General features: G+C 56.7%; 22 protein-coding genes. 14 read left to right on the top strand and 8 right to left on the bottom strand.

Translation table 11 applies throughout. The features are described 5' to 3' along the window. Positions 1–15: 15 nt before the first annotated feature. Positions 16–1,380: an MmgE/PrpD family protein gene (locus ACFX4U_RS02275; RefSeq protein ID WP_313506926.1), complete on the bottom strand. Its 1,365-nt coding sequence runs from the start codon at positions 1,378–1,380 to the stop codon at positions 16–18. 271 nt (positions 1,381–1,651) lie between these two features. Here ACFX4U_RS02275 and ACFX4U_RS02270 point away from each other — a divergent pair, with 271 nt between their 5' ends. The 3 genes from ACFX4U_RS02270 to ACFX4U_RS02260 all read left to right on the top strand — a co-directional run bounded on the left by ACFX4U_RS02270 (position 1,652) and on the right by ACFX4U_RS02260 (position 5,371). Further along, complete coding sequence (locus ACFX4U_RS02270) at positions 1,652–2,299, top strand: GntR family transcriptional regulator (RefSeq protein ID WP_305736075.1); 648 nt, start codon at positions 1,652–1,654, stop codon at positions 2,297–2,299. Positions 2,300–2,404: 105 nt separating this feature from the next. Then, positions 2,405–3,625 carry a diguanylate phosphodiesterase gene (locus ACFX4U_RS02265; protein WP_313506927.1) on the top strand — a complete coding sequence of 407 codons (1,221 nt, stop codon included), beginning with the start codon at positions 2,405–2,407 and terminating at the stop codon, positions 3,623–3,625. A 171-nt stretch (positions 3,626–3,796) separates the two neighbouring features. Beyond that, positions 3,797–5,371 (top strand): sensor domain-containing diguanylate cyclase, encoded by a 1,575-nt coding sequence (locus tag ACFX4U_RS02260; RefSeq protein ID WP_313506928.1) that lies wholly within the window; start codon positions 3,797–3,799, stop codon positions 5,369–5,371. Positions 5,372–5,374: 3 nt separating this feature from the next. On the opposite strand, the gene ACFX4U_RS02255 is transcribed toward ACFX4U_RS02260, so the two are convergent. Beyond that, positions 5,375–5,794: a GNAT family N-acetyltransferase gene (locus ACFX4U_RS02255; RefSeq protein ID WP_305736078.1), complete on the bottom strand. Its 420-nt coding sequence runs from the start codon at positions 5,792–5,794 to the stop codon at positions 5,375–5,377. Between the two features lie 104 nt (positions 5,795–5,898). Here ACFX4U_RS02255 and ACFX4U_RS02250 point away from each other — a divergent pair, with 104 nt between their 5' ends. Next, entirely contained in the window at positions 5,899–7,677 is a 1,779-nt protein-coding gene (locus tag ACFX4U_RS02250; RefSeq protein ID WP_305736079.1) for a thiamine pyrophosphate-requiring protein, read from the top strand. Positions 7,678–7,729: 52 nt separating this feature from the next. Here ACFX4U_RS02250 and ACFX4U_RS02245 read toward each other — a convergent pair whose 3' ends face one another. From ACFX4U_RS02245 to ACFX4U_RS02230, 4 genes are read right to left on the bottom strand one after another with little or no spacing between them, the layout of a single operon-like run. After that, positions 7,730–8,551: an alpha/beta fold hydrolase gene (locus ACFX4U_RS02245; protein ID WP_017456797.1), complete on the bottom strand. Its 822-nt coding sequence runs from the start codon at positions 8,549–8,551 to the stop codon at positions 7,730–7,732. Positions 8,552–8,595: 44 nt separating this feature from the next. Continuing rightward, positions 8,596–10,230, bottom strand: coding sequence for an MFS transporter (locus tag ACFX4U_RS02240; protein ID WP_313506932.1), 1,635 nt, complete (start codon positions 10,228–10,230; stop codon positions 8,596–8,598). Further along, complete coding sequence (locus ACFX4U_RS02235; RefSeq protein ID WP_313506933.1) at positions 10,227–10,643, bottom strand: DoxX family protein; 417 nt, start codon at positions 10,641–10,643, stop codon at positions 10,227–10,229. The genes ACFX4U_RS02240 and ACFX4U_RS02235 overlap by 4 nt, the downstream gene beginning before the upstream one ends. Positions 10,644–10,647: 4 nt before the next feature. Then, the gene (locus ACFX4U_RS02230; RefSeq protein ID WP_200551013.1) at positions 10,648–12,522 is read right to left on the bottom strand and encodes an amidohydrolase; all 1,875 of its coding nucleotides are present in this window, start codon (positions 12,520–12,522) and stop codon (positions 10,648–10,650) included. 238 nt (positions 12,523–12,760) lie between these two features. Between ACFX4U_RS02230 and ACFX4U_RS02225 the strand changes: the two genes are divergently transcribed. Genes ACFX4U_RS02225 through ACFX4U_RS02205 form a run of 5 tightly spaced genes read left to right on the top strand, consistent with a single transcriptional unit; the run spans position 12,761 to position 19,888 of the window. Beyond that, entirely contained in the window at positions 12,761–13,447 is a 687-nt protein-coding gene (locus ACFX4U_RS02225) for a hydrolase (RefSeq protein ID WP_016496081.1), read from the top strand. Positions 13,448–13,505: 58 nt separating this feature from the next. Further along, positions 13,506–13,676, top strand: a complete 171-nt coding sequence (locus tag ACFX4U_RS02220; RefSeq protein WP_313506938.1) for a DUF1427 family protein — start codon at positions 13,506–13,508, stop codon at positions 13,674–13,676. Positions 13,677–13,680: 4 nt separating this feature from the next. Then, positions 13,681–13,944 carry a XapX domain-containing protein gene (locus ACFX4U_RS02215; RefSeq protein ID WP_045508421.1) on the top strand — a complete coding sequence of 88 codons (264 nt, stop codon included), beginning with the start codon at positions 13,681–13,683 and terminating at the stop codon, positions 13,942–13,944. A 17-nt stretch (positions 13,945–13,961) separates the two neighbouring features. After that, positions 13,962–14,348, top strand: a complete 387-nt coding sequence (locus tag ACFX4U_RS02210) for a response regulator transcription factor (protein WP_305736084.1) — start codon at positions 13,962–13,964, stop codon at positions 14,346–14,348. Next, positions 14,345–19,888, top strand: a complete 5,544-nt coding sequence (locus ACFX4U_RS02205) for an AAA family ATPase (protein ID WP_313506941.1) — start codon at positions 14,345–14,347, stop codon at positions 19,886–19,888. The genes ACFX4U_RS02210 and ACFX4U_RS02205 overlap by 4 nt, the downstream gene beginning before the upstream one ends. On the opposite strand, the gene ACFX4U_RS02200 is transcribed toward ACFX4U_RS02205, so the two are convergent. Next, complete coding sequence (locus ACFX4U_RS02200; RefSeq protein ID WP_305736086.1) at positions 19,885–20,505, bottom strand: response regulator transcription factor; 621 nt, start codon at positions 20,503–20,505, stop codon at positions 19,885–19,887. The genes ACFX4U_RS02205 and ACFX4U_RS02200 overlap by 4 nt on opposite strands. A gap of 345 nt (positions 20,506–20,850) precedes the next feature. Between ACFX4U_RS02200 and ACFX4U_RS02195 the strand changes: the two genes are divergently transcribed. From ACFX4U_RS02195 to ACFX4U_RS02180, 4 genes are all read left to right on the top strand, one after another. Then, the gene (locus ACFX4U_RS02195; RefSeq protein ID WP_313506943.1) at positions 20,851–21,333 is read left to right on the top strand and encodes a GNAT family N-acetyltransferase; all 483 of its coding nucleotides are present in this window, start codon (positions 20,851–20,853) and stop codon (positions 21,331–21,333) included. Positions 21,334–21,488: 155 nt separating this feature from the next. After that, positions 21,489–21,662 carry a hypothetical protein gene (locus ACFX4U_RS02190; protein WP_017456786.1) on the top strand — a complete coding sequence of 58 codons (174 nt, stop codon included), beginning with the start codon at positions 21,489–21,491 and terminating at the stop codon, positions 21,660–21,662. Positions 21,663–21,814: 152 nt separating this feature from the next. Next, the gene (locus ACFX4U_RS02185) at positions 21,815–22,357 is read left to right on the top strand and encodes an NUDIX hydrolase (protein WP_305736088.1); all 543 of its coding nucleotides are present in this window, start codon (positions 21,815–21,817) and stop codon (positions 22,355–22,357) included. 64 nt (positions 22,358–22,421) lie between these two features. Beyond that, positions 22,422–23,030: a class I SAM-dependent methyltransferase gene (locus ACFX4U_RS02180; RefSeq protein WP_313506944.1), complete on the top strand. Its 609-nt coding sequence runs from the start codon at positions 22,422–22,424 to the stop codon at positions 23,028–23,030. Here the strand turns inward: ACFX4U_RS02180 and ACFX4U_RS02175 are convergent. Continuing rightward, complete coding sequence (locus ACFX4U_RS02175; RefSeq protein ID WP_305736090.1) at positions 23,027–24,436, bottom strand: MFS transporter; 1,410 nt, start codon at positions 24,434–24,436, stop codon at positions 23,027–23,029. The two genes, ACFX4U_RS02180 and ACFX4U_RS02175, sit on opposite strands and share 4 nt — an antisense overlap. Positions 24,437–24,564: 128 nt before the next feature. On the opposite strand from ACFX4U_RS02175, the gene ACFX4U_RS02170 reads away from it, so the two are divergent. Further along, on the top strand, positions 24,565–25,479 hold the full coding sequence (locus ACFX4U_RS02170) for a LysR family transcriptional regulator (RefSeq protein ID WP_313506946.1): 915 nt from the start codon (positions 24,565–24,567) through the stop codon (positions 25,477–25,479). The last annotated feature ends 22 nt before the right edge of the window (positions 25,480–25,501 follow it).

Below are 25,501 nucleotides of genomic sequence, written 5' to 3'. Positions count from 1 at the left end.
CTGTACAAAAAAGAATTAGTGGTCGCCGGCAAGTAATCCGGTGATGCGCGCCAGTGAACCCGGGCGCTCAAAGTGCAGGGCGGCGTCATATAATTGTGCGCTTCGCGCCGCGCCGAGGACAGGGACGGTGAGGGCGTCAAATTTGGCGCGCAACTCGTCATCGCTCAGTGGATTTTGCGCGTGGCCGCGATAGACATCCGTATGCGCATGTAACACGCTGCCATCATCCAGCCAGACGTCAATAAAGGCGGAACTGGCGGACTGCCCGTCAACCGCTTCGACTTCGAGCAGCGGCAGCAGCGCGCGCGGTCGCGGATCATCAACCGTCGCCTGCGTGAAATCGGTATCTGTCAGCGCGTAGCCGCTTAAGGCGAGGGTGATACAGTGAGGAATACTGAATTTACTCTCCAGCGGCGTACGCGGATCCATAATTCCGGCGTTAACCATGCCCATCGGGTGCACTTTTGCCGAAATTCGGGTGATAGTGCGCCCCTGCAATTGTGGGTAGAGTTTACGTGCGGTTTCAATGGAAGCGTGCGTACCACGGCAACTGGCATAGAGCTTGTAGCCGTTGGTGAGCAGTTCCCAGCTCTCGCCGAAATCAAGCGGGGGAATTTCCGCGCTGCCATCCTGGATAAAGATTTTTACCCAGCCGTCAGCTTCATAAAAATGGTGGGCACCGACAAAATTTTCCGCTGCCAGTTCAGCCGCCAGAATACCGTCCATTGCCGCTTTCCCGGCGTGAAACGGTTTTCCGTGGGTGCCGGAAGATTTCTGCAAACCGCCCATCATGGTTGCCGCCGCGCCTAACGCGTTGCGAACCTGTTCTTCGGAAAGACGCAAAATCGCCGCTGCAACAGCTGCCGCGCCGGCGCGACCGACAACAGAAGTAGGGTGAAAACCACGACGTTGCAGGTTACGTCCAACGCCCGGCACCCAGCCGCCGCCCAGTTTCGCCATCACTTCAAAACCGGTGATGAAGGCCAGCAGGATCTGTTCCTCGTCAACCGGATGCGCCTGCGCCATCGCCAGCGCCGTTGACCAGCACGGCCCGCCGGGGTGGCCTGCGCCCGCTGGATGGGTATCGTCGTAATCAGCGGCGTGTGCCATGGTGGCGTTGACTAATGCGGCAAGTGCAGGGGTGGTAGTAGCAGAAAGGAAAATTCGCGCATCACCGGCGGCGTTCCATTTTTTCGCCACCTGGCGAACAGCGTGAACGGCATCGTCATTAACGGCACCGATCGCCACGCCGAGAAAATCAATTAATGCGCGTTTTGCTTCGTGCCGCACGGCAGGCGGCACAACGAGTTGATTAGCATGGCTGATAAAATGGCTTAGCTGTTCTCCACGGGTTAATGCAGTTTCTGCTTTCATTGTCATGGTAAAACACAGTTTCCCTGGTGTTGACTTGCAAATACGGTGTTGGCTTACAAAATAAAAAGCAAATATTCGTTTTGTGTATTGTTGAATTCATTTGTATACAATGAATTTAAAATAAACATAGCAGCGATTTCGTAAACGTCAAAAGATGTTTTTTAAAAAAGCAAAGAATAAAAAATGCAAAAGCCTCCCCGTTAGTGTGGCAAGATGAACGACGGCAGGGTGCAGACTTTGCAAAGCCATCATCAGTACATACGAAAGGAGCTAAAACGTGAAATCGACGGGTCGCGATGCGGGCTTAACGCCGTTTGAAATTCTTATTTCCGCCATTGAAGCGGGAGAGTTGCTGCCGGGAGAGCGTTTGCAGGAGACGCGACTGGCAGAGCAGTTTGGCCTGAGCCGAACGCCGATACGTGAAGCGCTCCACCGCCTGGAAACACTCGGGCTTGCCGAACCGGGACCGCAACGCGGGCTCATCATCGCCCATATCAGTTACGAGCGTTTGCGTCAGTTGTTCGATGTACGCGAAGGGCTTGAGCGGCTGGCGATGGCGCTGGCAGTCAATGCCGCCTCTGACGCGGAAATCGCACTGCTACAGGAGATGGTTCACGCCGAAGCCTCACTCACCGACAGCAAAGCACTGCACGACCACAACCGCATGTTCCACCGCCAAATCTACCGCGCGACACACAATCCCTATCTCAATGAAATGCTGGACAACTTACGCATCCATTTGTCGTTATTGCGCAGCACCACCTACGAACTGAAAGAGCGTACCGAAGAGTCCAAACGCGAACACCAGGCCATTGTTGACGCGCTGTCGCGACGTGATAGTGCCGCAGCGCAGGAAATCGCCTGCGAGCATATTCGCCATGGCTATCGCGCACGTTTGACAATTTTAAGCCAACGAGAACGCTAACAGATTGCCCCTTATTTGACGGACGGGAATCCTCAACCGCTGATAGACTCCGAAATGGCGTATTTTTAATCGGGCTTTCTGTGGGCATTCTGAGGGTAGCATTTCGTGTTAGCGACTTTGATTTACCGTAGCCGACTGAATCGAACATTAGATCCCTCACAACTGGCAGGCCTTGTCGAGAGAGCAAGCCTGCGCAACGCGCAATTGCATGTAACGGGAATTTTACTGTTCGACGGCGATCATTTTTTACAGGTTCTTGAGGGGCCGCAGGCATCGGTTAACGCGGTGTATGAGCGGATTGGCGACGATCCCCGTCACGGTAACGTGGTCGAGCTGCTGCGTGATTTCGCGCCGCGCCGCCGCTTTGTTGACCGGGGAATGGTGTTGTTCGACTTGCGGGTGATGAAACCAGCCGTCGCGCTACGCGCGATCCTCCGCTTTGGCACGCTGAAATATAAGCTGGCCAGCAATGATCGGGTCTACAAATTTATTCGCACCTTTATCGCCTCGCCCAACACCAATGGCGGGGTGCGTAACACATCGCCCGAACAGTGGCGTTTCGCCATCAAAACATCACCTTTCGCCAGTGATACCCCGATATTTCATGAGCAGCCGTGCCAGTTTGCCTTCCAGCCCATTATCGAACCGTTGCGCGGCAATATTTCGTCACTGGAAGCCCTGATCCGTGGGCCGGATGGCGGCAGCCCGCAGGAGTATTTCGCAACGATTGCGCCAAACAAGCTGCACGAAGCCGACCTGGCATCGAAAGGCTGGGCGCTGGCCATGGCGCGTCGCCTCGGCATTGGCAACCACAAAGTCGCCATTAACTTACTACCAATGTCACTGGTCAAAATTCCCGGCGCGGTGGACATTCTGCTTAATCACATCACACGCAACCAGCTTAACCCCGGACAGATCATCGTCGAAGTGACAGAAGATGAAGTGATTTCCGGTTACGAAGAGTTTACCTGGGCCATCCGCCAGCTGCGCGCCGCCGGCATTGGTCTGGCGATTGACGATTTTGGTTCCGGTTTTGCCGGGCTGTCATTGCTGGCGAAATTCCAGCCAGACAAGCTAAAAATCGACCGCACCATTGTCACCGACATTCATCTGCATGGCCCGAAACAGGCTATTGTGAAAGCCATTCTCGATTGCTGCGCCGAACTGCAAATTACCGTCGTCGCCGAAGGGGTGGAAAAAGTGGAAGAGTGGTGCTGGCTGGAGGCCGTTGGCATTCAGCGCTTCCAGGGGTTCTTGTTCGCCCGCCCGATGCTTAATGGTGTTTCGGCAATTAACTGGCCACAGCGCATTCTTCACAAAATCTAATCTTTTCCGGCCAATCTCACACATAAGGAGGATCCTCGCGGTATTCTCCTTTTTTTGCCTGCGCCGCGCGTATTCCGCCGGAAATAGCGCAAACCCCTGCGTTATTTGGCTTATAAATCATCGTTCTTCTATGCTTAACTGAATAACAGTGGATGTGGTTGCGGGGGAGTGATGAAATTCAAAAGACGTGTTGCGCGGGCGCTGGCGCTCCATTCCTCCCTCGGGCGCAGTATCACTTTTTTTATGGTTGGTCTGTTACTCGCTGGCAGCGCGACCAGCGCATGGACGCTATCGCGGGCATGGGAACGCGTCGTCGAAGACAGTGAACGCGATGCGATTAACCTTTCAGTTTCCCAGGCGCGCCAGGCGGAAGATACCTTTTTGCAAACGGAACTGGTGCTGCGGGACATTCGCCGCAACCTGCCAACAGACAGCATTGAAGGCATTGATGTCAACCAGTTCGGCGTTTATCTCGCAGAGCTGGCAGAGCGGTTACCGCAGTTGCATGGGCTGATGGTTTACGACACCCAGGGCAATATGAAAGCCACCTCGTTTGGCAAAATGCCGGTGATGTCGAACAACAGCGACCGCGAATATTTTGTCTACCACCGCCGTAACGGCCACGGCAGTATTCACATCGGCCATGTTATTCGCAGCCGCTCAACCGGCGATCTGGTGATCCCGGTATCGCTGCGCATCAGCGACAGTTCCGGCGGTTTTGCTGGAGTTCTGCTGGCAACGGTAAAAATCGACTATTTCCGCCATTTTTATGGCTATTTTGAGTTGCAAAGCCGCGACCAACTGGCGCTGGTCAATACCGATGGCACCGCCGTGTATGTGCGCCCCTATGGCGATGAAATCATCAACCGCAATCTCTCTGCCAGCCCGTTATTTACCCGCGAGCTGGCGAAAAAAGACCGGGGCAATGGCACCTGGATTTCCGCACTGGATCACATTGAGCGCATTTATGGGTTCGCCCGGCTGGAGCGCTATCCGCTGGTGGTAGCGGCGGGTTATGACAAACCCGCACTGTGGCATAGCTGGCTAAAAGACAGCCTGCCGGATCTGGTGCTTAACGCTTTGCTGTTGCTGGGCACGTTGCTGATGGGGGCGATCATCTTCCGCCAGGTCAGGCTTAATGTGCGCAACCAGACTGAACTTGCCGTCCTGCGGGATGAACTGACCAGCATCAACCACACCTTGCAACTGATGGCGCTGGCCGACGGGTTGACCGGGCTTGCCAACCGCCGCCAGTTCGATCTGTTTCTGGCAAAAAGCCTGAAAGCCTCGGCAGTAACGCAAAAACCCGTCTCGCTTATCATGCTCGATATCGACTATTTCAAGCGTTATAACGATTTTTACGGCCACGTTGCCGGGGATAACTGCCTGCGAATGGTCGGCGAAATTATTGCCAAACTGAAAGTGCGCAGTCACGATTTGATTGCCCGTTATGGCGGCGAAGAGTTTGCCATTATCCTGCCCGATACCGGCCCGGAAGGTGCGCTGTTTGTCGCGCGTCAGGCTGTTGCGTTGGTGCGCAGCGCCAAAATTCCGCACACCAAAACCAGCGGACAAGACAATGTTGTCACCATCAGCGCAGGGTGTTACAGCCTGATTGCCGATGCGAATTACGATGATGCCATTCGGCTGAAAGAGGGCGCAGACAAAGCGCTTTACCAGGCGAAAATAGAAGGGCGCGACCGCGCAGTTGCCGCAACAGAGGCGTTGTTACGGCAACCAGGTTGAATATCAGCAAAGGGATTTCGTTAGATAGTGGCGCTGCATGCCGGTGTGCGGATAATCCGGCAGTGACATTTGCAATGCATAACCGAGCTTTTGATAGAAAGGCAGAGCCTGAAAACTGAAGGTATCCACCAGCGCATGGTGGCAACCCAGCGTTAACGCTTCCTGCGCGGCGCGCTGCATCAGTTCTTTGCCAAGCCCGCTGCCACGCCGATCCTCATGAACCCATAAATAGTGGATATTCAGCCATCCACCTTCCTGGCGGGCGATCAAACCGCCCTGCATGACGCCATTTTCATCGCGAAAATAGACGCCCAGATGCGCCCATTCGCTCAGATTAACAAACTGCTGATTGTAGCGGCGCAAGCCGGTAAAGAGTTCCTGCTGATCCTGCTCGGTCACTTCGTGTTTAACTATCAGCGCCATTTCTCTCTTCTCCTTTTTGTATTTATCAGAATGATAACAGGTCGGTCAGCGGCGAGCGTCGTCTACCCTTAAAGACTGTTACCAATTCGCAAGGAGAAAGTACAGTGAGCATGAAAACCAGTGATTTCTTTGTTCAGCGTCTTAAAGAATGGGGCGTGACTCGCATTTACGGTTATCCAGGCGATGGCATCAACGGTGTGCTGGGCGCTATCCAGCGCGCTAATAAAGCAGGCGACGGGATTGAATTTATCCAGGTTCGCCATGAAGAGATGGCCGCGTTTATGGCGGTCGGTCACGCGAAGTTCACCGGTGAACTGGGGGTCTGCTTATCAACAGGTGGTCCGGGCGCCACGCATCTGCTCACCGGCTTGTATGACGCCAAAATGGATCACGCGCCGGTGCTGGCCATCACCGGGCAGGCGGAAACTACCGCGCGCGGTGCCAGTTATCAGCAGGAGATGAACCTGGATCGCGTTTTCGCCGATGTCGCCAACTTCGTGCAGGAAGCAGCATCGCCCGCGCAAGTCCGCCATCTGGTCGATCGCGGTGTTCGTGTGGCCATGGCGCAAAACGGCGTTGGCGTGGTGATCATCCCCAAAGATGTGCAGGATGAAGCCTGGCAACCGCCCCAGCACGCGCACGGATTTACCCATTCAGGTTCGGGTTACCAGCGACCGCGCGTGATCCCACATGAAACCGACCTGCAAAGGGCGGCGGAGGTGCTGAACGCCGGGAAAAAAGTAGCGATATTGATTGGCGCGGGTGCCCGCAACGCGGCGGTGGAAGTGGTGCAAACAGCAAATTTACTGGGCGCAGGCGTGGCGAAAGCTCTGCTCGGCAAAGATGTGCTGCCCGATGATGCGCCGTTCGTCACCGGCTCCATTGGTCTGCTGGGCACGGAACCGTCGTGGAAGCTGATGCAGGAGTGCGACACGTTACTGATGATCGGGAGCGGTTTTCCGTGGACGGAGTTTCTGCCGCCGGAGGGCAAGGCGCGCGCCGTGCAAATCGATATTGACCCGGCAATGCTTGGTCTGCGCTACCCCTGCGAAGTCAATTTGCACGGTGATGCAGCCGAAACCCTGCGCGCGTTGCTCCCGTTACTGACGCACAAAAGCGATCGTAGCTGGCAGGAGGAGATTGCCCGCCAGGTGCGTGACTGGTGGCAACTGATGGAGCAGCGCGCCATGGCGCCTGCGAAGCCGGTCAACCCGCAACGCGTGGTGTGGGAAATGTCGCCGTTGTTGCCGGACAATGCGATTGTCACCTCGGATTCCGGTTCCTGCGCGAACTGGTTCGCCCGCGACTATCGCGTTAAGCAGGGGCAGCGCGCCTCGCTTTCCGGCGGGCTGGCCTGTATGGGTGCAGCGGTGCCGTATGCCATTGCCGCGAAATTTGCCGCGCCGGAAAAACCGGTGGTGGCGCTGGTGGGCGATGGCGCCATGCAAATGAACAATATGGCCGAACTCATCACCATTCAGAAATACTGGCAACAGTGGCAGGATCCCCGCTTAATCATCTGCGTGTTCAACAACCAGGATCTAAACCAGGTCACCTGGGAGCAGCGAGTGATGGAGGGCGATCCGCGTTTTGAAGCGACGCAGCAACTGCCGGATGTGAGGTATGCCGAGTTTGCCAAATCGCTGGGATTACAGGGAATTTTTGTGGATACGCCAGAGGCGCTGTCTGGCGCATGGCAGCAAGCTTTGCAGGCCGATCGCCCGGTGGTGCTGGAGGTGAAAACCGACCCGGAAGTCGCGCCGCTGCCGCCGCATATTACGTTGAAACAGGCGAAAGCGTTTATGGCGTCGATGGTAAAAGGGGATCGCGGTGCAGTTCAGGTGCTGAGCGATACCGCCAGCCAGTTGTTCCATAAGAAGTGATAAAAAAGCCCGGTGCGCATGGCGTACCGGGCTGAGGTAACATCCGGGGCAATTAGAGTTTATTCAGAAACGCCAGCAGATCGGCGTTCAACTGGTCCTGATGCGTGACCGCAAAGCCGTGCGGGCCATTCTCATAGACTTTCAGTTCCGCGCCTTTAATCAGTTCAGCCGATAATTTACCGGTTGCTTCAAACGGCACGACCTGGTCGTTACTGCCGTGAATAACCAGCGTCGGCACATCCACTTTCGCCACATCCGGGCGGAAGTCTGTTTCCGCAAACGCGGTAACGCAATCCAGCGTGCCTTTCAGCGACGCCAGCAGGGCGATATTCAGCGTTTGCGTCAGCACACCGTCAGAGACTTTCTGCCCGGCGTTCAGGCCATAAAACGGCGTGGCGAAATCGCTGATAAACTGGGCGCGATCTTTCAGCAGACCTGCTTTAATCCCGTCGAATACGCTTTTATCAACGCCCTGCGGGTGATCGTCGGTTTTGCCAAAAATTGGCGTCACCGCGCCGAGCAGCACCAGACCGGCAACGCGCGCGCTGCCGTAGCGGCCGATATAACGGGTAACGTCGCCACCGCCCATCGAGAAGCCAACCAGCGTCACATCGTGCAGATCCAGCGCAGTGATGAGATCGTTAATATCGGAAGCAAAGGTATCGTAGTTGTAGCCATTCCACGGCTGATCGGAGCGACCAAAACCGCGACGGTCGAACGCAATCACCCGGTAGCCGCGCTCAGCAAGAAAATTCAGCTGGCTGTCCCACATATCGCCATCTAATGGCCAGCCGTGGCTGAAAAGAACCGGCTTACCCGCACCCCAGTCTTTGTAATAGATCTGAGTACCATCCTGCGTCTTGATTGTGCTCATGTGTTTACCTCATTGTTGTGTTGTGGTTTTTAACTGCATAACGCTTATCGTTGCGCGGGCGCGACCAGATGCCGGACCACCGGCGGTTCATCACCCTGATGAAAGGCCAGCACGCGCTCTCTAATCAGTTTGTCATTGACCGTGTGACGTTCATGCTGGCGCAAATGCTCGATCCACGATCCCATCACCCAGGTTTCAACAAACAGGCCAGCATGGTGGGCATCTTCATATACCGCCCAGCCCATCGCGCCGGTACGCCTGCGCACGCGGCGCATCTCCTGCATCGCACAGACAAAATCATGCGCATCTTGCGGGGAGACCCGATATTCGCAGCTAACCATTACCGGCCCGCGCTCATGCGGAATGTCGGTTTCGGTAGCGAAGCCCGCCGGATCAACCATGTCGAGATCCAGCGCGGCGTCTTTTTCCAGCCGCCAACGTAAAACTGTAGCAGTTCCCAGCACCATCCCCAGCGTGGCGGCACAAAGTGCCCATGTCACGCCGAATTCCGACGCCAGCTTGCCCCAGATGGCACTGCCGACCGTCATTGAGCCGAAGAACACCGTCAGATAGACCGCCAGCGCGCGCGCTTTCACCCAGCGAGCCGCGCTGCGCTGCGCGCCGACGTTCAGCGTCGAGAGCACGGCAATCCACGCGAAGCCGGTAAAAAACTCAAAGGCGTTGAGCAGCCAGACATGGCGAATAAATGCCAGCGCCACCATGGTGACGGCAAACAGCAAACTGGCGGCCACCATCATCTGGTCGGCATTCAGCCGCTTGCGCAATTTTGGCAGCAGCACCGCGCCACAAATCGCACCGAATCCGATACAGGCCAGCATGATGCCGTAACCGCCAGGTCCGAGGCCCAGCTCGCGGCGCGCCACCAGCGGCAGCATGGCCCATCCGGCGCTGCCGAACAGGAAAAACGCCACCGTACGCGCCAGCACATTGCGCAGCACCGGTGCGGCGTGAACATAGCGCAGCCCACCGCGAATGGCGGTAAAGAAATGCTCCGGTGGCAGACGCTGAATAGTCACCTGCGGCTGCCAGCGATAGAGCACAAACGCCACACCCAGCACCGACAGGGCGTTCAGAAAGAACACCATCCACGGTCCGGCGAAAGAGAGCAGCAGCCCGCCCAGCGCCGGACCAATCGCGCGGCTGATATTGATGCCCAGTGAATTGAGGGCAATCGCCGGGCTCAGTTCGCGTTTTTCAACCAGATCCGGCACCACCGCCTGGAAAGCCGGTGAGCTAAGCGCCGCCCCGGTACTGAGTAAAAACGTCGCCGCCAGCAGCACTTCCGGCGTGACATTCCCGGTAAACGACAACAGCGCCAGACCGGCTGCCGCGCAGAACGTCCAGGCTTGCGAAAAGAGCAGGATCTTGCGCCGTTCAACGATGTCCGCCAGCACGCCAGCCGGCAGCACGAACAGGAACATTGGCAGGCTGCTGGCCGCCTGCACCAGCGCGACCGCCAGCGGATCGGCGCTCAGTGAGAGCATCGTCCAGTTCACGCCGATGTCGCTCATCCATGAGCCGACATTCGATACCACCGTCGCTATCCATAGCATGCGGAAAACGCGCTGGCGCAGCGGCTGCCAGGCAGAAGCGGCTGGAGCAGCATCAATATCAGGTGACACTGTCACCGCTGCGTGCAGTTCGTTTTGTTGCGTCATGCCAGTGCTCCTCTCGCCGCCACGCGCAGCCGCCAGCTTCCCGGCCCGGTTAACAGCAAAGTGGTGAAGATAATCAGCAACAGCCAACCAAATTGCCCCTCGGCCAGCGACCAGTCCGCATGCACCACCAACATCGCGACCAGTAGCACCACGATGATTGGGATACAGGCCAGCCGTGTGGCGATACCGGCGATGATCAGCAGCGGGCAAACCACTTCGGCGAAAATCGCCGGTAGCAGGCTCATCCACGGCCCGAGGCCAAACGGATCTTCGATATGCGCCAGTTCGTTACTGAAATGCAGCACCTTCGGCAGGCCATGCACATACAGCAACAGCAGGCTGCCGGTCAGGCGCAGGAAGAACAGCCCCGCATCAACGCGGGGCGAAACAGCTGAGAAAGTGGATGTTTTCATGATGTCAGAACGCAAAGCAGCTGCAGCCGAGCGCGCCCCAGAAGGCGTTCTCATCGGAAACCGGCATAGCGGAACCGCGTGCAACATCGTGTTGATGGATATGTACACCGCACGGACCAGAGCAGTGGTGTACACCCGACGCCTGGCCTACGCGAGCGGCCTGCGGCGGCGCGCTGCGGTAATGACCTGGGATCTTCACGACCGGCGACCAGTCTGGCAATACCGGGATCGCTGGCGGTGCCAGCGGACCAAAGGCGCCAGCAGCATAAACAATCTCACCGCCGACCACCGTCAGCACTGATTCAATCCCTTTGATCTCTTCCTCCGGCACACGGAAGTAGTCCTTGCTGAGGATGGCGAGATCGGCCAGTTGACCCACTTTGATCTGGCCTTTTTTCCCCTGTTCGCTGGAGAACCACGCGCTGCCTTGCGTCCAGAGCAGCAGGGCGGTATCACGATCGAGACGCGCGCTGTGATCGTACATTTGCATACCGCCAACCGTTCGCCCGGACACCAGCCAGTAGAGCGCTGTCCACGGGTTGTAGCTGGCAACGCGCGTGGCGTCGGTGCCCAGACCAACCGGCAAACCGGCCTCCAGCATTTTCGCTACCGGCGGCGTCTGTTTGGTGGCCTGCTGGCCGTAGCGTTCGGCGAAATATTCGCCCTGGAAGGCCATCCGGTGCTGGACCGCAATCCCGCCGCCCAGCGCTTTTACGCGCTCGATATTGGCTTCGGTGATGGTTTCCGCATGGTCAAAGAACCAGTGCAGACCGTTAAACGGAATGTCGCGGTTCACTTTTTCGAACACATCCAGCATGCGGCTGATCGATTCGTTATAGGTGGCATGCAGGCGGAACGGCCAGCGGTGCTCAACCAGATGGCGCACCACGCGCTCCAGTTCATCTTCCATACCGGGCGCCAGATCCGGGCGCGGCTCAAGGAAATCTTCAAAGTCGGCGGCGGAAAAGACCAGCATTTCACCCGCGCCGTTGTGGCGGAAAAAGTCGCTGCCCTGGCCTGGCGTTAACATATCGGTCCATTTTTCGAAATCTTCCAGCTCATGCCCCGGACGCTGGGTGAACAGGTTATAGGCGATGCGAATGGTCATCTGCTGTTTGCTGTGCAGTTCGGCGATCACTTCGTAATCTTCCGGGTAGTTCTGGAAACCACCGCCTGCATCAATGGCGCTGGTCAGGCCCAGACGATTCAGTTCACGCATAAACTGGCGCGTGGAGTTGACCTGCTGCTCCAGCGGCAGTTTTGGCCCTTTCGCCAGCGTCGCGTAGAGGATCATCGCGTTTGGTCGCGCAATCAGCATCCCGGTCGGGTTGCCGTTGCTGTCGCGCTGAATTTCGCCGCCCGGCGGGTTAGGCGTGTCTTTGGTGTAGCCCACCACTTTCAACGCCGCACGGTTGAGCAGGGCGCGATCGTACAGATGCAGGATAAACACCGGCGTGTCCGGCGCAGCCTCGTTAATTTCGTCCAGCGTTGGCATACGGCGTTCGGCGAACTGGAACTCTGTCCAGCCGCCCACCACGCGCACCCACTGCGGAGAAGGTGTGCGCAGCGCCTGTTCTTTCAGCATTCGCAGGGCATCCGCCAGCGACGGCACACCTTCCCAGCGCAGTTCAAGGTTGTAATTAAGCCCGCCGCGGATCAGGTGCAGGTGCGAGTCGTTCAGCCCCGGGATCGCCGTATGGCCTTTCAGATCCACCACTTTTGTGCGTTCACCCCGGTAAGCCATCACCTCGGCTTCGGTCCCCACCTGGACAAATTTTCCGTCGCGGATAGCCACCGCATCGGCGAACGGGTTTTCCCGATCAACTGTATGAAACTGACCATTCAGCAATATCAGTTCTGCATGTACGAGCGAATCCATACTTCCTCCAGTCTGGCGGCCTCATGGGCCGGATAAGCGTCTGGGCGGATTATGCTAAGCGTTGGGAAAGAATGAACAGTTATACGAACGTATAGGTATACGAAAGGATAGTTATACCTTCAGATAATAGTTATGCCGGGGAGGGATACCTAACATACAGCCAACGATAGCGATGGCGCGTGAGTTGCTGTCTGAACGTAACGTAACACTCCTCACTTTAACCTCTAAGGATGCTTGTATGACTACCGCGAAGCTTGAAGTTCTGACCCCGGCGAACTGTCAGTTAATCTTTATCGATCACCAGCCGCAGATGGCGTTTGGTGTGCAGTCTATTGACCGCCAGGTGCTGAAAAACAACACCGTCGCGCTGGCAAAAGCCGCCAAAGTGTTCAATATTCCGACCATCTTCACCACCGTCGAGACCGAAAGTTTCTCCGGCAACACCTATCCTGAACTGCTGGATGTGTTCCCGGAGAAAGATATTCTGGAACGTACCTCAATGAACTCCTGGGATGACCAGAAAGTGCGTGATGCGCTGGCAGCCAACGGCAAACGTAAAGTCGTGGTGTCCGGCTTGTGGACCGAAGTGTGCAACAACACTTTTGCACTGTGCGCCATGCTGGAAGGCGACTACGAAATTTATATGGTGGCAGATGCCTCCGGCGGCACCTCGAAAGAGGCGCATGATTACGCCATGCAGCGCATGATCCAGGCGGGCGTGATCCCGGTGACCTGGCAACAGGTGATGCTGGAGTGGCAGCGTGACTGGGCACACCGCGAAACGTACGACGCGGTAATGAATATCGTGAAAGAGCATTCCGGCGCATACGGCATGGGCGTCGATTATGCCTACACCATGGTGCACAAAGCGCCTTCACGCGCGAAAGCGGGCCATCGCACGCTGGCACCGGTTCCGGCGAAATAAGCCTCTTGCTGGCCGGTTAGCTCCGGTCAGCTTGTCTCTTTCACGGCAGGAGAATGCCATGAGTATTGGACTTATCTCTTTCGCCGCAGGCGTGTTGATTGGCGTGATGTACGCCTTGCTGAAGGTGCGATCGCCCGCGCCACCGGCGATTGCGCTGGTCGGGTTGCTTGGTATGTTGATGGGCGAACAGCTCGTCAGCGCACTTATCACACATGCTGCTGCGGGGTGAGCCTATGAAATCCTGGATCCTCTCCCTCCTGGTCGGTCTTCTGGCAGGAGGGATTTATGCTTTACTGGGGACGCGTTCCCCCGCGCCGCCGGTGATTGCTTTGCTGGGGTTATTCGGCATGCTGGTGGGAGAGCAACTTGTTCCGATTACCCGTCGGTTACTTGCCCGGCAACCGTTAACCATGGCATGGTTTCGCCATGAGTGTGTGCCAAAGATTAGCGGTACGCCGCAACCTGAACCGCCGGACGCACCGCCGCGCCGGGATTAATGCCCCCGAGGATAACCATGACGCACACCCTGCGTATTGCCATTGTTGATGACGAACCGTCCGTGCGTAGCGGGTTAAGCAATTTGCTGCAATCGGCGGGATACGCCACGCTGACCTTCGCGTCCGCCGAGGCCTTCCTTAACGATGGTAGCGCGCAGCGGCAAACCGCACTGGTCATTGCTGACATTAAACTTAAAGGCATGAGCGGGGCGGCGCTGTTCGAAAAACTTCAACACAGCCCGTGCCCGCCGCCGCTGATATTTATTTCCGGTCACGACGATGAAACCTGGCAACGGTTCGCGGGACATCCCGGTGCCGTTGCTTTTTTGCATAAACCGATTGATATCGACATGTTGCTCGATCATATTTCGCGCACGCTGGCGGGAGGTGAAGAGACGCCATGACCGGAAACGCAAAATCACCGCCGTGGCCGCTGAGGGTGGCCGAAAACCAACCGTTTACGCTGCAGGATGATGCTATCTACACGCCGCTGGCGCAGGAGGGCTGCATTGTCTGGATGAATGCACACTACCCGTGGGCGAGCGATGCGTTTATTCTCGCCACGGCAGTAAGCGACGATACCGAGCCGCGCGCCAGCCAGTTGCTGAACAACGAATTGGCGCTCTGCCCGCAGCTTGATAGCCGCTGGGCGGTAAAACCCGTTGCCAGCACGCAGTATCACGGCCGCGTCGCGCTGGTTTATCCCACATTCGCCTTTCAACCGCTCACCCGTCTGACCAATCAGCCGATGGCGTGTATCGCCAGCTGGCTTGAACTGACCCTGCGTGTCTGCACGCCGCTGCGCCAGATGCATCAGAGCAACCTGATCCATGGCGATATTAAACCCGGCAATATTTTTCTCACCGATGAAGGCTGCCGGCTGGGCGGGTTTGGTCTGACGACCCGTACCGTCGGGGAACCGGCGCAGAGCTGGCTGCCGCTTTCCGGCGGTACGCTGGCCTACATGTCACCGGAACACACCACGCGCACCCATCACGCCGTGGACAACCGCAGCGATCTCTACAGTCTGGGCATTGTCTTTTATGAGCTGTTGACCGGCACGTTGCCGTTCGATCTCAGCGAAGGCGGACAGGCGGAATGGGTGTTGCACCACATTGCGTCTGAACCTTCACCGCCGCATAGCCTGCGCGACGGGGTGCCGGAGATGCTCTCCACCATTGTGCTGAAGCTGCTGGCAAAATCGCCGGAAAAACGTTACCAGACGGTCGATGGCCTGATGGCGGATTTGCGCCGCTGCCAGGCGACGTTAACGACCGATGGCGAGATAGCCCACTTTACGCCGGGTCTACAGGATCGCTCACCAGCACTGCATTTTGCTAACACGTTGTATCGCGCCCATCCGCAGGCCAAATCGCTGGCAGACGCGCTGGATGCGGTTGTGCAAAGCGGTACGCAAACGCTGGTCACCATCAGCGGCCCCATCGGAATGGGGAAATCGTCGCTGATGGCCTCATCGTTGAAAGCTTTTCAGAGTCGCCCGTCGCTTATTGCACTCGGGAAGGTGGAACAAAACTCTGCGATTCTGCCGCTGGGTGTGCTGACGGCCGCTTTCCGCTCGCTGGCGCTGCATTTACTGGGTTTGCCCGCAGAAGAAGTGGCGCGCTGGAAGGCGCGGCTCAGCAGCGCGCTCGCAGGTTATGAAGCGCTGGCGGTGAGCCTCGCGCCGGAACTGGGGCTGCTGATTAACAGTAAACCCGTGCTGTTTGTCGACACCTTGTCACTCGATTCACGCGCGCGGTTCAATCACATGGTGCTGCGCCTGGTGAATGTTTTCGCCACACCGGGTTGTCCGCTGATTATCCTTATCGATAACCTGCACTGGATCGATGACGCCAGCCTGCATTTACTGGAATACCTGTTACAGCACAGCCATGCATTGCCGCTGTTGATGGTGGTTTCACACCGCGACTTAGCCTCGTTAGACGATCCGGCGTTTGCCACCGCGCTGGCCCGCTTGCGTAGCGCCGCCAGCCGCGTGATGGAGTGCGTGCCGCAGCCGCGCTCGGCGAAAGCAATCTCGCGCTGGCTGGCGACCGTTTTTCAGACGCGCCCGGCATCGACCCTTGAGCTGGCGAAACTGATCCATGAAAAAACCGGCGGCAACCCGCTGTTCGTGCATGAGTTCTTTAAGCGTATTACCGAAGACGGTCTGGTGAGCCATAACAGCTACCAGGGAAAATGGCAGTATGACCTGGCGGCGATAAGCACCCGCTACCACCGCGAAAACGTCCCCGACTTGCTGCTCCAGCAGCTGGCGCAAATGCCGCCTGAAACCCGTATCTTGCTCGGGAGCATGGCCTGTCTTGGCAGCGCGGGGAATATTACGTTAATAAGCCGTGTGCTGAATCTTTCTGCTGGCGAGGTGCATTACCGCCTGCATCCTGCGCTCACGGTACAACTGGTCACGCTTAACGCCGCCGAATACACGTTTACCCATGAACGGATCCACGAGGCAGCCTGCGCACTGCTGGAGCCTGCGCATTGCCGCCAGTTGCATCTGGCCACAGCCACGCTGCTGGCGCAAACGGCAGCCGAAGCCCCAGGCAATGAGCTGCTGTTTCGCGCCATTCACCACATCAATGCCGCTGGCGACGACATTTTGCCGCCGCAACGCCAGCGCTTCAGCGAATTGAGCATGCTTGCCGCCAGGCGGGCAAAACATACCGGTGACTACACCTCTGCCTTGAACTATTTACATCTCGCGCAACGGCTTCGTACTGAGACGGGGCATGATTTTGCGCTGTCGCTGGAGGAGACCGCCTGTGAGTTTTTGCTCGGCAACCTCTCAACCGCGCGCGGTCTGTGCGAACGGTTACTGGCTTCGCCCGGCGGGCTGACGGAAAAGGCGCAGGCCGCGACATTGCTGGCAGAAGTACATATTCGCCAGTCCGGTTATCAGCTTGCGCTGGAGACCACACTCAGCTGGTTGACCGTGTTTGGCATTCACCTCAGCCGTTATCCTGACGATGCGGCCTGTGATCATGCGTGGCAGGAGATGCACGCGCGTGTTGGCGACAATCCTGCGCATCTGTTCACCGCGCTGCCGCGCATGAACCACCAGGAAACCGACGCGCTGATGAACCTGCTGGCAAGCGCCAGTCTGTATGCCAGTTTTAATTGCCCGCGCCTGCATTTCCTGTTGCTGTGCCAGATGCTGCAACTGACGCTGGAACGCGGGCTAACCGGCGCATCCACCTCGGCACTGGCGTGGTTTGGTGTGCTACTCGGCGAACGCTACGAAGAGTACGAACTGGGCTACCGTTACAGCGTACTGGCGCAGGAGCTGGTGACGCGCCACGGTTTACATGAATTTGCCGCAAAAGCCCTGGTTCCGCTGGGGCGTAGCTGTGTCTGGACACAACCGCTGTCGCGAAGCGTGGAGTGCGCTAACGCCTGTTTTACCGCGGCCGTTGCGCATGGCGATCTGACGATTGCCTGTTTTGCTGCTTTTCGCCAGGTGATCAACGCCATGAGTCGCGGCGATCACCTCGACACGGTATTAAGCCATATTGATCGCGGTCTGGCTTTTATTCGTGAAACCCAGTATTCGGACATGGATCATCTGCTTCTGTTACAACGTCACTTTGTCGAATATCTGCGACAGCCGGATAGCATGTTAAGCGGCAAAGAAATCCTGCCCCGATCGCTGCTGCCACCGACGCCGCCCGCCACGATGCTGTTCTGGTTCTGGCTCTATCGCGGGATGGCGCACTTTTTCACCGGGGCCTGTTCTCGCGCAGAATCGTGTCTGAAAGAGGCAGGGAAATATGCCTGGTCCGCACCGGGGCATATCAGTCTGCTGGATTATCACCTTTACAGCGCGCTCGCACTGTCGATGCAACTTACGCCAGAGACGTTTTCCGCCGGACACCGTCTGCGGCTGAACCAGCACTACAACAAAATCGCCCGCTGGGCGCGTGTCAATCCGGGAACCTTCAGCGATAAAGAAGCGCTGGTATACGCAGAAATCGTGCGCCTCGACGGAATGAACAGCATCGCGCTCGAACAGTATGAGAAGGCGATTACGCTTTCCCGCGAAGCCGGTTTTAACCCCAGTAATGCGCTGGCGCATGAACTGGCCGGGCGTTTTGCGCTCTCCTGTGGGTACCAGACCGCGGCCGACGCGTATTTTCGCGGCGCGATGGCCGCCTGGGGACGCGCCGGGGCGCAGGCCAAAGTCCGTCATTTGCAGCAGGAGCATCCTCATCTTTTCACGCCAGTGGAAAGCACACCCTATGACACCATCTCCTTTGCGCAAAACGATGAAATCCGCGATCTGCAAAGCATTATCAAAGCCTCCCGCGCCTTATCTGAGGAGATCAATCTCGAACGGTTGATTCAGATCCTGATGACCATGCTGCTGGAGCGCGCCGGTGCGCAGCGCGGCTTACTTATTCGCGTGCTTGACGACAACATTGCGGAAATCGAAGCCAGCGCGCACACCAGTAAAGAGGGCGTGCTGGTGCGGGTGATGAAAGAGATGCCGCTGGCAACAGATATGCCGTTATCGGTGCTGGCGGCAGTGATCCGCACCGGGCAGGAGATCCGCACCGGACGGCCGGAAGAGTACAGCCCGTTTAGTCAGGATCCTTATCTGGTCTCTTCCGGGGCGGCGGTGATGTGTGTGCCGATGTTCAAACAGGCGCGGCTGGTGGGGGTGTTATATCTGGAAAACCGCCTGATGCCGGAGATGTTTACCGCCGGCCAGTCACGCGTCGTGAACCTGCTTGGCGCGCATGCCGCAGTGTCGCTGGAAACCGCGCGGCTGTATGCCAAGCTGGTGGAAGAGAACATCCAGCGTCGGCGCGTCGAAAAAGAGCTGCGCGCCAGCCAGACCTCGCTGATGCTGGGCGAACAAATCAGCCACACCGGAACCTGGCGCTGGGAGCTGGAACAGGATTTGATGCATATGTCGGATGAGTATGCGCGCATCCTCGGGCTGGAAGAGAAGCGCAAACTGATCTCCATGGCTGAGTTTTTAACCTTTGTTCACCCGGACGATCACCCGCATATCAGTGCGCTGGTCACCCGCAGCGTTGCGCAAGGGTTAACCATGCAGGCGGAATTTCGCATTATCCGCACCGATGGCGAGTGCCGGTATATCCTTGGCATCGGCGATCCGGTCTCTTCCGGTGATGAGGTGCATGAATATTTTGGCACCATTACCGATATTACCGCCCAGCGGCAGAGCGAAGATGCGGCGCGCGTCGCCCAGGCCGAGCTGGCGCGGGTATCGCGCGCCACCACCGTCGGGCAGTTAACCTCGTCGATTGCCCATGAAATTAACCAGCCACTGATGTCGATTGTCTCCAACGCCGGTGCCAGTTTGCGCTGGCTTAATCGCTCACCGATCCCGGTCGATAATGTGCGCGTCGGGCTGGAGGAGATTATCAGCGAAGGGCAACGCGCCGGAGAGGTGATCCGTAGCCTGCAATCGCTAACGCGCAGGCAGGAGCCAGTGTTCGAGCGCATCGATCTGCATTTCTTACTGCGCCATATCATGACACTTTCGCGCAGCGAGCTGGCGCGGCGGCAGATAGCTGTTGAGTATGCGCTGGAGGCGCACAACAGCTTTATTTATGGCGATAGCGTACAGATCCAGCAGGTGCTGCTTAACCTGGTGATGAATGCCGTTGAAGCGATGGCGGACATCGACGCTCGCCCGCGTGTGTTAACGCTCTCAACGTTAACGCAGAATCCGCAAGAGGTGATTTGCCAGATTGCGGATACCGGAAGCGGGATGAGCACAGAGGTGCAGGCGCGGCTGTTTGAGTCGTTCTATACCACCAAAGCGCAGGGTATGGGCATGGGATTGACGATCAGTTATGCCATTATCGAGCGGCATAAAGGCAAGCTAACGGCGAAATCCAGGCTGCCGTTCGGCAGCGTGTTTGCCTTTACCTTGCCGGTGGCTGCGGATTAGCGGCTGCGGGATTTAGCGATATGCAGATGGCTTGCGGCATGTACCAGATCTGCCAGCGAGCGGGCCTGCATTTTGTCCATCACCCGGCGGCGATGGACTTTAACGGTGATTTCGCTGACGCCCAGCTCGGCGGCAATCTGCTTGTTAAGCAAGCCGCTGATCGCCAGTTCAAACACTTCCTGTTCACGCGGCGTCAGGGATAAGTGGCGCTGCTTGAGCGCAAAATTTTCCTGTTGTTGCTCGAAATCTTGCGCCGCAACCGTCAGCGCATCCGCGACCGCCGACAGCAGACGTTCGGACTCTACCGGCTTCGTTAAGAACTCACGCGCCCCGGCTTTCATTGCCCGCACGGTCAGCGGGATGGTGCCATAGCCGGTCAGAAAGATTATCGGCAGTTCGCGTCCGCGATCTTTTAACGCGCTGGCGACATCGAAACCGTCCGCAACCGGCATATTCATATCGAGAATCAAACAAGAGGGTACGGAAACCAGTGGGTGAGTGAGAAAAGATTCCGCAGAGGCGAAATCAATGGCGCGGTAACCATCTGCTGCCAGGAGCCGGACAATTGATCGTCTGACGGCGTTATCATCATCGACAACATATACGATAGGTTCCATTATCTATCAGCCTCGGTAGGAAACGGCATGCAAGAAAAGCGCGCCGTGATTGTGCATAACATACAGATAACACAAAATTTAACTGGATGAAATAATTGACATTTCCACAGCTAATGTGGGCTTTTTATCGGGCGACATACATGATGTGTGATGTGAGAAATCAAGACAGGCGAGCATATTTTATGCCCGATAAGAGTTTGAATGCTGTATAAATTTTACTCACCTGTTTTTACGCCTTTATCCCGTCAACCGAAACCGCAGCAACGGGTTGACAAGTTAATACTCAAAATTCAGAACTTTTCGCACGTGCTTTGTCGTTTTTTATGATGAGAAAAGGGGATAACTATGCAACTCAGACAGGCCCGGCCCGAAGAGGCCGAAGTGATATGGCAGATCCGTAACCAGGCTATCCGCCACGGTTGCAAAGGTGTGTATGAGGACCAGGTTATCGCCGCCTGGACACCGGATAAAATGCCGGAAAGCCAGCGTACGATGATTACCAACAACCCTTTTTATGTTGCAACCACGGTAGATGATAAGCCCGTTGCCACGGGTTTTCTCGATCTCGCCAACGCCAGCGTGGAAGCCATTTTCACGTTGCCGGAGTGGGAAGGAAAGGGACTGGCGACGCAGATAATAGAGGCGATTAAGCAGGAAGCCACAAAGCGCGGCTTGGTACGCATCACGCTGGCATCAACACCTAACGCCTGTACGTTTTACCAAAAGCAGGGGTTTGTCATATTACGGGAAAGTCTTTACCCCTCTGCGCTGGCGCGCGCGGAATTACGCTGCATTGAAATGGAATATAATTTTCCTGTTGATAAATAAAGAACATTTATTCACGAAATGGATTGATATGAAGAAAATTCCTATTAAAATAAACAGGTTACTTAACACTTCATCATAAAATACCGTCCTATAATAATAACGCTGCGCTATCGCGTGGCTTTATTTCATGATTCATTACATAAAGGGACTTTTTTATGAAAATCCGTGCATTACTTTCCATTTTATTATTTGGTTTATCAATGAATGTCTTCGCCGCCAGCCAGACTGAATGTGAGGTGAATGGCGAAATGGACTGGAACTGCATGTGCCAGATCCTGTGCCAGGCGGGCGAGGGCGGCGCAGCCTGTAATTGCGATGGCGTGCCATAAGCCGATATAGCAAAGGGGATATTAATTTAAATATCCCCTCTATTTCTCCACCGCCGATTCCTCTGAAACCCATTTCGCCGCCAAATAGATCCATCCGATTACGCTCTTCACATGCTACTCTGCACGTCTGAAATCCAACAGGGAGAGCTGTGATGTCGGCGATTAAAACGCTTGCCACAACCGAAGTGTACCGCAACAAGTGGATGCGTCTGCGTGAAGACAAAATCCTGCGGGCAGATGGTAACGAAGGCATTTACTCCGTGGTTGAAAAAGCCGATTTTGTCGTGATTATCGCCCGTGAAGGCGACAGCCTGTATGTGGTTGAGCAGTTTCGCTATCCGCTGGGCAAGCACACCATTGAGCTGCCGCAAGGCGCATGGGAATGCGCGCCGCAGGCGGATCCTCTGCGTGTGGCTGCCGGTGAACTGCGCGAGGAAACCGGGCTGGTGGCGGGAAAGATACGCCATGTTGGGTATCAGAAGCTGGCGCAGGGCTACTCCAGCCAGGGTTACCATATCTTCCTCGCTGAAGCGTTGGTACATCAGCAGCAGGAACTGGATCCTGAAGAGTTTGGTCTGACGACGCGCAAAATTACCCTGAAAGAATTTGAGTCGTTGATTTGTGAAGGAGAGATCAGCGATGCCACGTCAGTCACCGCGTATTTACTGGCAAAGCTCAAAGGCATGCTGGAATAGCGCAGTTATTTTGCTTCACAACAGAGCGGTTCGTGTCCATTCCTGGAATCTAAGCGAGATAAACATGAGCAACAGCGCCGCACAACATATTCTTTCGATCTATCAACGCCACGCTCAAACATTTGCTGAGCAGCGCTCACAGTCGTTGTTTGAACAACGCTGGCTGGAAAAATTCGCCAGCCTGCTTCCTGATGCTGGCAGCATTGTCGATATCGGGTGCGGTAACGGGCAGCCGATTGCGGGCTGGTTTATCCGCCAGGGTTTTCAACTCACCGGTGTTGATGGCGCAAGCGCAATGCTGGAGCGTGCGCGTCAGCAGTTTCCCGCTCAGCGCTGGATCCAGCAGGATATGCGCAAGCTGTCGCTCGGCGAAACCTTCGATGGGCTTCTGGCCTGGGACAGCTTTTTTCATCTGAAACATGAAGATCAACGCAGTATGTTCGATCGTTTTGCCGAACACAGCCATGTGGGCAGCGCGTTAATGTTCACCAGTGGAACCGACCACGGGATCGCAATGGGACAGTTTGCCGGTGAACCGTTGTTTCATGCCAGCCTTGCTCCAGACGAGTATCGCGCGTTATTAGCAAATAACGGTTTTGAGGTTATCGACATGGTTCAGGAAGATCCGCACTGCGCCGGGCATACCGTCTGGCTGACGCAGCGCGCTCGCTAAAGCGGCGGTGCAGATATCTGCCGGATGCGGCTCAGGCTAAAGAGGATCGCAAGCAGCGTTGCCGCAGCGGCCAGCCCTAAGCCAAGCCTGACAGCAAAAGCCTCCTGTTCCACATTGCCGGAAGGGGCATAGAGCGAAAGTATCCCGCCAAGCAGCGCCGCGCCAAGACACTGGCCGAACGTACGCATAATCGCCAGTACGCCGGACGCGTAACCGCTGTGCTCCCTTGAGGCGTTCGCCATCATCTCCTTATTGTTCGGGCTCTGGAAACAACCGAAGCCAATGCCACAGATCAGGCTGCGCAGGCTGATGTCCCACACCGGCGGGTTATGCGGTAACCGCGCCAGCAAAATTAACCCCACCGCAAAAAGGCACAGACCGACGGTGGCAATTAAGGAAGGTGCGTAGCGGTCAGCAAGCCGCCCGGCATGGGGCGCAACCAGCATGATACCAACAGGCCAGGCGGTAAACAGCAGCGCCGAGGTCAACGCGCTGTAACCATACACGCTCTGAAACAAGAACGGCAGGGCGACAAACGTCATCCCCTGGCTGATAAAAGAGGCCAGCGATGTCAGTGCCGCCAGTGAAAAACGCGGCGAGGCAAAAAGCGTCAGCGGCATCAGCGGCTGCAATGCCTGACGCTGGCGAAAAACAAACAATGCACCGGCAGCCAGCCCAACAAGCCCGTAACTCAATGCAGTTAGCCCTGATCCGGAACGGGAAACGGCGCTCGATGCCATTACTACCGAGCCCAGCATAAGAGCCGAAAGCAGCGCACCCGGCGTATCAAATGGCCCGCGCAGCGCAGATGTTGCAGCCGGGATCACCCGTAATGTGAAGAGCAGGGCAAGGATGCCCAGCGGAAGGTTAATGGCGAACAACCATTGCCAGCTTAACGTTGCCAGCAGGGTGCCGCCCACTACCGGCGCAATAGCGGTACTCGAAGCGATTAACAGCGCATTCATTCCGAGGATGCGCCCCAGCAACCGATTGGGAAAGACAGAGCGTAAAATCGCCGGTGCAATGCTGAGTGTTGCCGCCCCGCCAATCCCTTGCAGGATACGCATCGCGACCAGTGTTTCCAGCGATTGCGCCAGCGCGCAGCCCAGCGACGCCAGCGTGAAGAGTCCCAGCCCGGCCGCGAATAATCGGCGAAAGCCAATATGTGCAGCTAATGCAGCGAAGATCGCCAGTGTCATAGCGGCGGAGAGCAGATAGCCATTCGCCACCCAAACAGCTTCTGCGGCGGTAACATCTAATGCCCGCGCAATTTGCGGCAAGGCGATATTCACCATCGAGCCATCAAACACCGCCATTGTGGTACTGATCATGACCGCAATCATGGCCAGCAACCGCTCTCGCCCGGGCAATCCTTCATCGCCGGGTTTATCCAAAAATAGTGTCATAAACAACCTCTGCTGATTTTGTGCTTGCGATAACTATAATTTCGCGGGATATATGGCGGAAGGCGCAGCATTTGCATTAATACGTTGCAGCAAACGCCATATCTGATCCTTCTGTTGTGGACACGACGATGAGTGAACCCGATCTGAATTTGTTATTTGCACTGGATGTGCTGATTGCCGAGCGCAGTGTGGCGGCGGCAGCGCGGCGGCTTGGTTTGAGTGCCTCGGCGATGAGCCGAACACTTAGCCGTCTGCGGGAAACCACCGGCGACCCGCTATTAGTGCGCGCCGGGCGCAATATGGTGCTGACGCCTTATGCAGAAACGCTTCGGGCGCGTACGCAGAACGCTGTTTTCGAGGCGCGGGCGTTGCTGCGGCCCGCTCAACCCGAACTCAATATTGCCTCGCTGGAGCAGATGTTTACCTTGCGTGCCAACGATGGTTTTGTTGAAGCATTCGGCCCAACGCTGATTGCGGAAATGGCGGCTGTTGCGCCAGGCGTAATGCTGCGGTTTACGCCAAAGCCGGAGAAAGGCTCCAGCGCCTTGCGGGAAGGACGGGTCGATCTGGAAATTGGCGTGCTGGGCGAAATGGGGCCAGAAATTCGCGTGCAGGCACTGTTCCGGGACCGCTTTGTGGGCGTCGTCAGAGATACGCATCCGCTGGCGCAACTTAGTGGTGTGACGATCAACGAGTATGTCGCCTGGGGTCATGTCGTGGCATCGCGTCGTGGGTTAACAAGCGGCCCGGTTGATGAAGGGCTGGCAGAGCAGGGCGTGCGCAGGAAAATCGCCGCCGTGGTACCGGGTTTCCCTGCGGCGTTAGCCGTGGCGCGAGCGTCCGATCTTATCGCACTTATCCCGGCCTCATTTCTTCTCAACCCTGCGGCCAGGCATGGAGTGGCAATGTTTGAGTTGCCGGTAAAAACGCGCGCCATTACCGTATCTCAACTGTGGCATCCGCGTTCAGAAGTCGATCCCGCGCATCGCTGGCTGCGCCAGTTTATGCTGGGAGTGTGTCGGCGTTTCGTGCCAGATGAGTAGGGGAAGTAAACATTTCCCCCGG

Source organism: Kosakonia sp. YIM B13588 (genome assembly GCF_042788165.1).
Taxonomy (GTDB): Bacteria; Pseudomonadota; Gammaproteobacteria; order Enterobacterales; family Enterobacteriaceae; genus Kosakonia; species Kosakonia sacchari.
This window is presented reverse-complemented; position numbering and strand designations above follow the sequence as displayed.

Bases quoted from the DNA above. Each gene is read 5' to 3' on its own strand.
- ACFX4U_RS02260 (WP_313506928.1), top strand. From the start codon at position 3,797: ATGAAATTCAAAAGACGTGTTGCGCGGGCGCTGGCGCTCCATTCCTCC.
- ACFX4U_RS02180 (WP_313506944.1), top strand. From the start codon at position 22,422: ATGAGCAACAGCGCCGCACAACATATTCTTTCGATCTATCAACGCCAC.
- ACFX4U_RS02275 (WP_313506926.1), bottom strand. From the start codon at position 1,380: ATGACAATGAAAGCAGAAACTGCATTAACCCGTGGAGAACAGCTAAGC.
- ACFX4U_RS02220 (WP_313506938.1), top strand. From the start codon at position 13,506: ATGAGTATTGGACTTATCTCTTTCGCCGCAGGCGTGTTGATTGGCGTG.
- ACFX4U_RS02205 (WP_313506941.1), top strand. From the start codon at position 14,345: ATGACCGGAAACGCAAAATCACCGCCGTGGCCGCTGAGGGTGGCCGAA.
- ACFX4U_RS02230 (WP_200551013.1), bottom strand. From the start codon at position 12,522: ATGGATTCGCTCGTACATGCAGAACTGATATTGCTGAATGGTCAGTTT.
- ACFX4U_RS02215 (WP_045508421.1), top strand. From the start codon at position 13,681: ATGAAATCCTGGATCCTCTCCCTCCTGGTCGGTCTTCTGGCAGGAGGG.
- ACFX4U_RS02185 (WP_305736088.1), top strand. From the start codon at position 21,815: ATGTCGGCGATTAAAACGCTTGCCACAACCGAAGTGTACCGCAACAAG.
- ACFX4U_RS02210 (WP_305736084.1), top strand. From the start codon at position 13,962: ATGACGCACACCCTGCGTATTGCCATTGTTGATGACGAACCGTCCGTG.
- ACFX4U_RS02195 (WP_313506943.1), top strand. From the start codon at position 20,851: ATGCAACTCAGACAGGCCCGGCCCGAAGAGGCCGAAGTGATATGGCAG.
- ACFX4U_RS02235 (WP_313506933.1), bottom strand. From the start codon at position 10,643: ATGAAAACATCCACTTTCTCAGCTGTTTCGCCCCGCGTTGATGCGGGG.
- ACFX4U_RS02175 (WP_305736090.1), bottom strand. From the start codon at position 24,436: ATGACACTATTTTTGGATAAACCCGGCGATGAAGGATTGCCCGGGCGA.
- ACFX4U_RS02225 (WP_016496081.1), top strand. From the start codon at position 12,761: ATGACTACCGCGAAGCTTGAAGTTCTGACCCCGGCGAACTGTCAGTTA.
- ACFX4U_RS02200 (WP_305736086.1), bottom strand. From the start codon at position 20,505: ATGGAACCTATCGTATATGTTGTCGATGATGATAACGCCGTCAGACGA.
- ACFX4U_RS02255 (WP_305736078.1), bottom strand. From the start codon at position 5,794: ATGGCGCTGATAGTTAAACACGAAGTGACCGAGCAGGATCAGCAGGAA.
- ACFX4U_RS02190 (WP_017456786.1), top strand. From the start codon at position 21,489: ATGAAAATCCGTGCATTACTTTCCATTTTATTATTTGGTTTATCAATG.
- ACFX4U_RS02170 (WP_313506946.1), top strand. From the start codon at position 24,565: ATGAGTGAACCCGATCTGAATTTGTTATTTGCACTGGATGTGCTGATT.
- ACFX4U_RS02245 (WP_017456797.1), bottom strand. From the start codon at position 8,551: ATGAGCACAATCAAGACGCAGGATGGTACTCAGATCTATTACAAAGAC.
- ACFX4U_RS02240 (WP_313506932.1), bottom strand. From the start codon at position 10,230: ATGACGCAACAAAACGAACTGCACGCAGCGGTGACAGTGTCACCTGAT.